At 69.3% G+C, this 7,339-nt stretch carries 6 protein-coding genes; 3 read left to right on the top strand and 3 right to left on the bottom strand.

The window, feature by feature from the left end; all coding sequences use genetic code 11:
* Positions 1–209: 209 nt before the first annotated feature.
* Positions 210–1,823 (bottom strand): peptide chain release factor 3, encoded by a 1,614-nt coding sequence (locus FV228_RS16035; protein ID WP_147855534.1) that lies wholly within the window; start codon positions 1,821–1,823, stop codon positions 210–212.
* A 252-nt stretch (positions 1,824–2,075) separates the two neighbouring features.
* A complete protein-coding gene (locus FV228_RS16030) occupies positions 2,076–3,122 on the bottom strand; it encodes a low specificity L-threonine aldolase (protein ID WP_147855536.1) in 1,047 nt (348 codons plus the stop codon).
* A 322-nt stretch (positions 3,123–3,444) separates the two neighbouring features.
* Between FV228_RS16030 and rpsU the strand changes: the two genes are divergently transcribed.
* On the top strand, positions 3,445–3,783 hold the full coding sequence (rpsU, locus tag FV228_RS16025) for a 30S ribosomal protein S21 (RefSeq protein WP_147855533.1): 339 nt from the start codon (positions 3,445–3,447) through the stop codon (positions 3,781–3,783).
* A 449-nt stretch (positions 3,784–4,232) separates the two neighbouring features.
* On the opposite strand, the gene FV228_RS16020 is transcribed toward rpsU, so the two are convergent.
* Positions 4,233–4,625: a response regulator gene (locus tag FV228_RS16020; protein ID WP_058193469.1), complete on the bottom strand. Its 393-nt coding sequence runs from the start codon at positions 4,623–4,625 to the stop codon at positions 4,233–4,235.
* A 318-nt stretch (positions 4,626–4,943) separates the two neighbouring features.
* On the opposite strand from FV228_RS16020, the gene FV228_RS16015 reads away from it, so the two are divergent.
* Positions 4,944–5,732, top strand: coding sequence for a class II glutamine amidotransferase (locus FV228_RS16015; protein ID WP_147855532.1), 789 nt, complete (start codon positions 4,944–4,946; stop codon positions 5,730–5,732).
* Between the two features lie 121 nt (positions 5,733–5,853).
* On the top strand, positions 5,854–7,287 hold the full coding sequence (locus FV228_RS16010) for an NAD-dependent succinate-semialdehyde dehydrogenase (RefSeq protein ID WP_147855535.1): 1,434 nt from the start codon (positions 5,854–5,856) through the stop codon (positions 7,285–7,287).
* Positions 7,288–7,339 lie beyond the last annotated feature (52 nt).

Genomic DNA, 7,339 nt, shown 5'->3' with positions numbered 1-7,339 from the left:
GAGGGGGGAGGGAGACGCGCTGGGGTCAAGCTGCGGCCCCCAACCGGCGAAGTTCGGGAAGGGCGCGGGCGGGGGCGGCGGGGAGGGGGGGGGGGGGGGGGGGGGGGGGGGGGGGGGGGGGGGGGGGGGGGGGGGGAGACGCGCTGGGGTCAAGCTGCGGCCCCCAACCGGCTAAGTTCGGTAAATCCCCCCACTCCCCCCAAAAAAAACTACGCCGTCCGCTTCTGGTAGTCCTTCACGTCGGTGAAGCGCACCGCCGGGTAGCGCTCCTCCTCGTAGCGGAGCGAGAACGCCGTGGTCGCCATGAAGACCGGGGCGCCGTCGAGGTCCTTGGCCATGGCCGAGCCGTGGCTGTCCACGAACTTGTCCAGCTCGATCTCGGAATCCGACTCGATCCAGCGGCATACCGAGAAGCGCGAGGTCTCGTAATCGACCGGGAGGCCGTACTCGGCCTGGAGGCGCTCCTTCAGCACGTCGAGCTGGAGCGCGCCGACCACGCCGACGATCGCCTGGCTGCCGTCCTGCGGCACGAACACCTGGACGACCCCCTCCTCGCCCATCTGCTGCAGCGCCTCGCGCAGCTTCTTGGCCTTCATGGCGTCGGTCAGCTTGATCCGGCGCAGGATCTCGGGTGCGAAGCTCGGGACGCCGCGGAACAGCAGGTCCTCGCCTTCGGTGAGCGTGTCGCCGATCCGCAGGGTGCCGTGGTTCGGGATCCCGACCACGTCGCCCGCAAAAGCCTCGTCCGCGATGGCGCGGTCCTGAGCGAAGAAGAATTGCGGCGCCGAGAGCGAGATCGGCTTTCCGGTTCGGACCAGCCGGGCCTTCATGCCCCGGCTGAGCTTGCCCGAGCAGACCCGCATGAAGGCGATCCGGTCCCGGTGGTTCGGGTCCATGTTCGCCTGGATCTTGAACACGAAGCCGGTCATGCGCGGCTCGGTCGGCTCGACCAGGCGCTTGTCGGCATCCTGGCCGCGGGGTGGCGGTGCCACCTTGGCGAGACCGTCGATGAGGTCGCGCACGCCGAAGTTGCGCAGCGCCGAGCCGAAGAACACCGGCGTCAGGTGGCCCTCGCGGAACGCGTCGAGGTCGAACGGCTTGAGCCCGCCCTCGGCCAGCTCGACCTCCTCGCGCCACGCATCGGCCGCGCCGTTCTCGGTGAGCAGCGTATCGAACAGCGGGTCCTGCGGGCCGGACACCGCCACCATGCCGGCATCCTCGGCGGCGTCGAGCCGGCGGACGCGGTTGGCGCCGAGTTCGTAGGTCCCGGAGAAGTTGCGGCCGGTGCCGATCGGCCAAGTCACCGGGGCGACGTCGAGCGCCAGCGTCTTCTCGATCTCGTCCAGCAGCTCGAACGTGTCGCGGGCCTCGCGGTCGAGCTTGTTCACGAAGGTGACGATCGGGATGTCGCGCAGGCGGCAGACCTCGAACAGCTTGCGGGTGCGCGCCTCGATGCCTTTGGCCGCGTCGATCACCATCACGGCCGAATCGACCGCGGTCAGCGTCCGGTAGGTGTCCTCCGAGAAGTCCTCGTGGCCCGGCGTGTCGAGCAGGTTGAAGACGCAGTCGCCGTACTCGAAGGTCATCACCGAGGTGACCACCGAGATGCCGCGCTCCTTCTCGATCCCCATCCAGTCGGACCGGGTCGAGACCCGATTGCGCTTGGCCTTGACCTCGCCGGCGAGCTGGATCGCGCCGCCGAACAGCAGCAGCTTCTCGGTCAGTGTGGTCTTGCCCGCATCCGGGTGCGAGATGATCGCGAAGGTGCGCCGCCGCGCAACCGGGTCGGCCGGCCTCGCTTCGGTCTTGGTCTGCATCAGCATGGAGCGAACGCTCTGGGTCGGCACAACGGGAGGGCGTCGCCCGGCGGTGCCGCCTCGGGCGAGGGTCTCGGCATCGTGTAGCGGCAAGCCCCGGTATTGGCAAAGACGCAGGGAAGCCGGCCTCGGGCTGATCCAGGTCCCGGTTTCAAAAGGTCGTTCGACCTTTTGCGGGTGAAGGGCGGAGCCCTTCGTCTCTATCAGGGCTCCGCCCTGACAACCCGCCAAAGGGCTGAGCCCTTTGGAAACCCAGCCTTAGGCCGCCTCGGCCGCCAGCGCGTGCAAGTCTGCAACCAGGGCGTCCACGCGCGCGGCATCGGCGTCCCAGGCGAACATGAACCGGGCCCCGCCGCCGATGAAGGTGTAGAACCGCCAGCCCCGCGCCCGCAGCCGCTCCATGGTCGCGGCCGGCATCGCCAGGAAGACGGCGTTGGCCTCTACGGGGAACAGCGCGCGGATCCCCGGCAGGCCGGCGACGGCCCCGGCGAAGCGCCGGGCGCAGGCATTGCCGTGGGCGGCGTTCCGCAGCCAGGCGCCACTCTCCAGCATGCCGACCCAGGGGGCGGCCAGGAAGCGCATCTTCGAGGCGAGCTGCCCGGCCTGCTTGCACCGATAGCCGAAATCCTCCGCGAGCTTCGGATCGAAGAACACCACCGCCTCGCCGGCATGCATGCCGTTCTTGGTGCCGCCGAAGCACAGCACGTCGATCCCGGCCCGCCAGGTCATGTCGGCGGGGCTGCAGCCGAGGCTGGCGCAGGCGTTGGCGAAGCGCGAGCCGTCCATGTGCAGCGCGAGCCCGAGTTCCCGGCATGTGGCGGACAGCGACCGCAGTTCGGCCAGGGTGTAGACCTGCCCGGTCTCGGTCGGCTGGGTGATCGTGACCACCCGCGGCCGCGGGAAGTGGATGTCGCTGCGGTTGGTGGCGAGCCCGCGGATCGCCTCCGGGGTGAGCTTGCCGCCCTCGGTGCGGACCGTGAGCAGCTTGGAGCCGTTGGAGAAGAATTCCGGCGCGCCGCACTCGTCGGTCTCGACATGGGCCGAGTCGGCGCAGATGACGCTGTGATAGGATTGGCACAGGGCCGCCAGCGCGAGGGCGTTCGCCGCCGTGCCGTTGAAGGCGAAGAACACCTCGCACTCGGTCTCGAACAGGCGGCGGAACGCGTCCGCGGCCCGGGCGGTCCAGGCATCCTCGCCATAGGCCGGCGCGTGGCCGCGATTGGCCGCCTCCATGGCGGCCCAGGCCTCCGGGCAGATGCCGGAGTAGTTGTCGCTGGCGAATTGCTGCGGGTCGTCGTGTTGCATCCGCACAGCGTAGATCCGCGTCCGATCGCCTTGCAATCCGGCTTCGCCCCAAATCGAGCCCAAGCAGGGCTGCCGCGCGTCGAACCGGTATCCGGCCCGCCACGCCGGATTTCGAGATGCCCGCTGCGAAGATCGCTGCTGCGAAGATGTTGGAACTGGTTCGCGCTTGGTGTAGAAGGCGCGCCAAGGCGTGGGCTCCACGCCGATTCGGAAACCGACGTTCCCGTCCCTCCCGGGTGCTCCCGGGCGAGGGACGTTGCCGGTTTCCAGATCGGCGGCGGGCTGCGCAAGCCCCAAATCCAGGTCCAGAGGATCAAGTCCGTTGCAGGTACTCGTTCGCGATAACAACGTCGATCAGGCGCTCCGCGTCCTCAAGAAGAAGATGCAGCGTGAGGGCATCTTCCGCGAGATGAAGCAGCGCAAGGCGTATGAGAAGCCGTCCGTGCGCAAGGCGCGCGAGAAGGCGGAAGCCGTCCGCCGCGCCCGCAAGCAGGCGCGCAAGACCGCGATCCGCGAGGGCCTGATCGCCGCTCCGAAGCCGAAGCCCCGTTTCCCGGCCGGCAGCCGTCGCCCCGGCTTCCCGTCGCCGAGCGCGGCCCCGTCGCAGCAGGGCGGCAACGCCTCCGGCCAGGTCGCGGTGACCCCGGCGCCCGTCGTCTAAGACGCTCTATCCTGAACGGCAGAAGCCCGGACCGCGCGAGCGGCCGGGCTTTTTGCGTTTGGTTTGGCTGGGATCGGCGTCGGCCGGGGGGCGGTGACGCAATGCGCCGTCGAGGATTACGACTCTATCGTTCGGTGCAACGCACAGGATCCTTGCCGGAGGCATGGGCTCTTCGAGCGCTCGCCGCCGAAGTGGATACCGGTTCGACGTAAGCGAGCGCGTTGCATCAAGGACTTAGAGCCGTTCCCGGTCGCAGCGCGACCGGGAACGGCTCTAGTCTCTTCGCGTGCGTCGACGCATTAATGTCGGCAGAATCCACGGGAGACACCGCGGTGCTCCCTCACCCCTCTGCGGGGGAGGGAGACGCGCTCGGGGCCGCCGTTGGTTCTCATCCGGCGGCGGGGCGTGAACATCTGAGCTTCGCGGAGGAAGGAGCACGTGCCCCCGACTCAAGCCGCCTTGGCGGCCATCGTGGCGTGCTCGGCCTGGACCAGCACGTCGAGCGCCCGCCAGGGCTTCTGCATGTAGACCGTCTGATCGGGCAGGCGCGCGTCGCGGCTCGCTCCGGAGGTGACGACCACGCGCACATCCGGCCAGCGCCGCTCGACCGCCTGGGCGAGCGACACGCCGTCCATGGCACCGGGCAGGCGAATGTCGGCGAACAGCAGGGCCACGGTGACGTCGGATCGCTCCAGGACCGAGAGCGCAGCTTCGGCGCTCTCGCAGGCGATCACGCCCAGATCGCTTTCCTCCAGGACCGCGGTCGCGAGGTGGCGCACGGCCGCGTCGTCCTCCACCACAAGCGCCACGGGGGCGGAACACTCGGGCTGTGCGCGATCCATATCAGTCTCCTGCGGTTCGGTCGTGTGAACCCCTTTTCGGGTCCCGGCCTCATTGATGGACCGGTGATTCCCCGATTCGGCCATGCTGGCCTGCCAAGAGCCGGCTCACAAGTGTCAGGGTTGTCGGGCGGCCCATGCCCGCTCCGCGATCAGGCCGCACCAATTTTGGCCCGAACGCTTGAAAATGGCGCAGCTGGGTCCCGGTTAAGAAACTGTTCACCCGTGTGGACCGACTGTTAATCTCACGCTTGAGGCGTTTGCCCCATTCCGGGGGACATCGCCTGGATCGTACGGACCAGGGAAGGATCGACGTCCGACATGTGCCGTTTCCTCGCCTATAGCGGTGAGCCGGTCTTTCTCTCGGACCTGGTCTGCGCGCCGACGCATTCGCTGGTGCACCAGTCCCTGCACGCCGACGAAGGGAAAACCGAGACCAACGGCGATGGTTTCGGCATCGGCTGGTACGGCGAGCGTCCCGAGCCCGGCGTCTATCGCGACATCTCCCCGGCCTGGTCGGACGAGAACCTCACCAACCTGTGCGGCCAGGTCCGGGCGCGAACCTTCTTCGCCCACGTGCGCGCCTCGACCGGCACCGCCACCGCCCGGGCGAATTGCCACCCGTTCGTCTACGGGCGGCATCTGTTCATGCACAACGGCCAGATCGGCGGCTACCACCGTATCAAACGTCGGCTGGAGGCCCTGATCCCGGACGCCTTCTACGATCACCGGCGCGGCAGCACGGATTCCGAGGCGATCTTCCTGCTGGCCCTGGCCAACGGCCTCGAGCAGGACCCGGTCGGCGCGATGGCCCGTACCCTGGAGACGATCCGCGCCCTGATGAAGGAGGCCAACGTCTCCGAGCCGTTGCGCTTCACCGCCCTGCTGACGGATGGCGAGACCCTCACCGCCTATCGCTGGGCCTGCGACGGCCGGCCCCCGAGCCTGTATTATCGCGACGGACCGGGCGGGATCGTCGTCGTCTCCGAGCCGATCGACGGCTGCCGCGAGGGCTGGCAGGTCGTCCCGAAGGGCGGCACGCTCCGGGCTCGCCACGGCACCGCGACCACCGTGACCGTGCCCGAGACCACCCGCTCCCGGGCCGCCTGACCGGGCGCCGGCCGTCACCGTCCTGGTGCGGCGTCAGCCATGCTCGGAACGGGATTGTCGATCCGCTTCACGTTGCCACATGTCGGCCACGGCCGATCCTGCGGCCGAGCGGGAATTGACGATGTATCCGGATACCGAGCTTCACATTGCCGGACGCTGGCGCACGGGCGCCGACCGAGAGACCCTGGGCGTCCTGAATCCGGCCACGGGCGAGACGATCGGCCAATGCGCGGTCGCCACCACGGCGGATCTGGACGAAGCGCTCGCGGCTGCCGCGCGGGCCTTCCCGGCCTGGCGGAAGGTGTCGCCGTTCGAGCGCGGCAAGCTGATGCGCAAGGCCGCCGACCTGCTGCGCAGCCGCGCCGACGAGATCGCCCGCATCATGACCCTGGAGCAGGGCAAGCCGCTGGCCGAGGCGCGGGTCGAGACCCTGGCGGCCGCCGACGTGATCGACTGGTTCGCCGAGGAGGGTAAGCGCGCCTACGGCCGCGTCATCCCGGCCCGCGCCGACGGCGTGCTGCAGGCGGTGGTGCGCGAGCCGGTCGGCCCGGTCGCCTGCTTCACGCCCTGGAACTTCCCGATCAACCAGGCGGTCCGCAAGATCTCGGCGGCGCTCTGCACCGGCTGTACGGTGATCCTGAAGGGTCCCGAGGACACGCCGGCGAGTTGCGCGGCGCTGGTCCGCGCCTTCCTGGACGCCGGCATCCCGGGTGACGCCCTGTCGCTGGTCTACGGCGACCCGGCGACGATCTCGGCCTACCTGATCCCCCACCCGGTGATCCGCAAGATCTCGTTCACCGGCTCGACGGTGGTGGGCAAGAAGCTCGCGGCGCTGGCCGGCGAGCACATGAAGCGCGCCACCATGGAACTCGGCGGCCACGCTCCGGTGATCGTGTTCGGCGATGCCGACGTGGAGAAGGCCGTGTCGGTCCTGGCCCCGTCGAAGTTCCGCAACGCCGGCCAGGTTTGCGTGTCGCCCACCCGCTTCCTGGTGCACGATTCGGTGTTCGACCGGTTCGTCGAGGGCTTCACCAGCTACGCAAAGGGCGCGAAGGTCGGCGACGGCCTGGATCCGGACACCAAGATGGGCCCGCTGATCCACGGGCGGCGCCTGGAGGCCATCGAGGCGCTCACCGCCGACGCCGAATCGGCCGGCGCGTCCCTGCGGGCCGGCGGCAAGCGCATCGGCAACCGCGGCAACTTCTTCGAGCCGACGGTCTTCACCGAGGTGCCGCTCAGCGCCCGGATGATGAACGAGGAGCCGTTCGGCCCGGTCGCGATGATCAACCGCTTCTCGGAGGACGAGGAGGCGCTCACCGAGGCCAACCGCCTGCCCTACGGGCTCGCGGCCTACGCCTACACTAGGTCGGCCGAGCGGGCCGCCAAGGTCTCGCACGGGGTGGAGAGCGGGATGATCTCGATCAACCACCACGGCATCGCCCTGCCGGAGACGCCCTTCGGCGGCGTCAAGGAATCCGGCTACGGCAGCGAGGGCGGCTCGGAGGCGCTCGACGCCTACCTGGTGACCAAGTTCGTCACCCAGGCCAACTTCTGACGCCGGCCCGGCGCGCCGCTGCGGGCGGCGCGCCGACGCGCATCAGTAATGC

Origin of the sequence: Methylobacterium sp. WL18 (genome assembly GCF_008040015.1) — a bacterium.
Taxonomy (GTDB): Bacteria; Pseudomonadota; Alphaproteobacteria; order Rhizobiales; family Beijerinckiaceae; genus Methylobacterium; species Methylobacterium mesophilicum.
The sequence above is the reverse complement of the archived record's forward strand: the minus strand, read 5'-3'. Positions and strand labels throughout refer to the sequence as shown.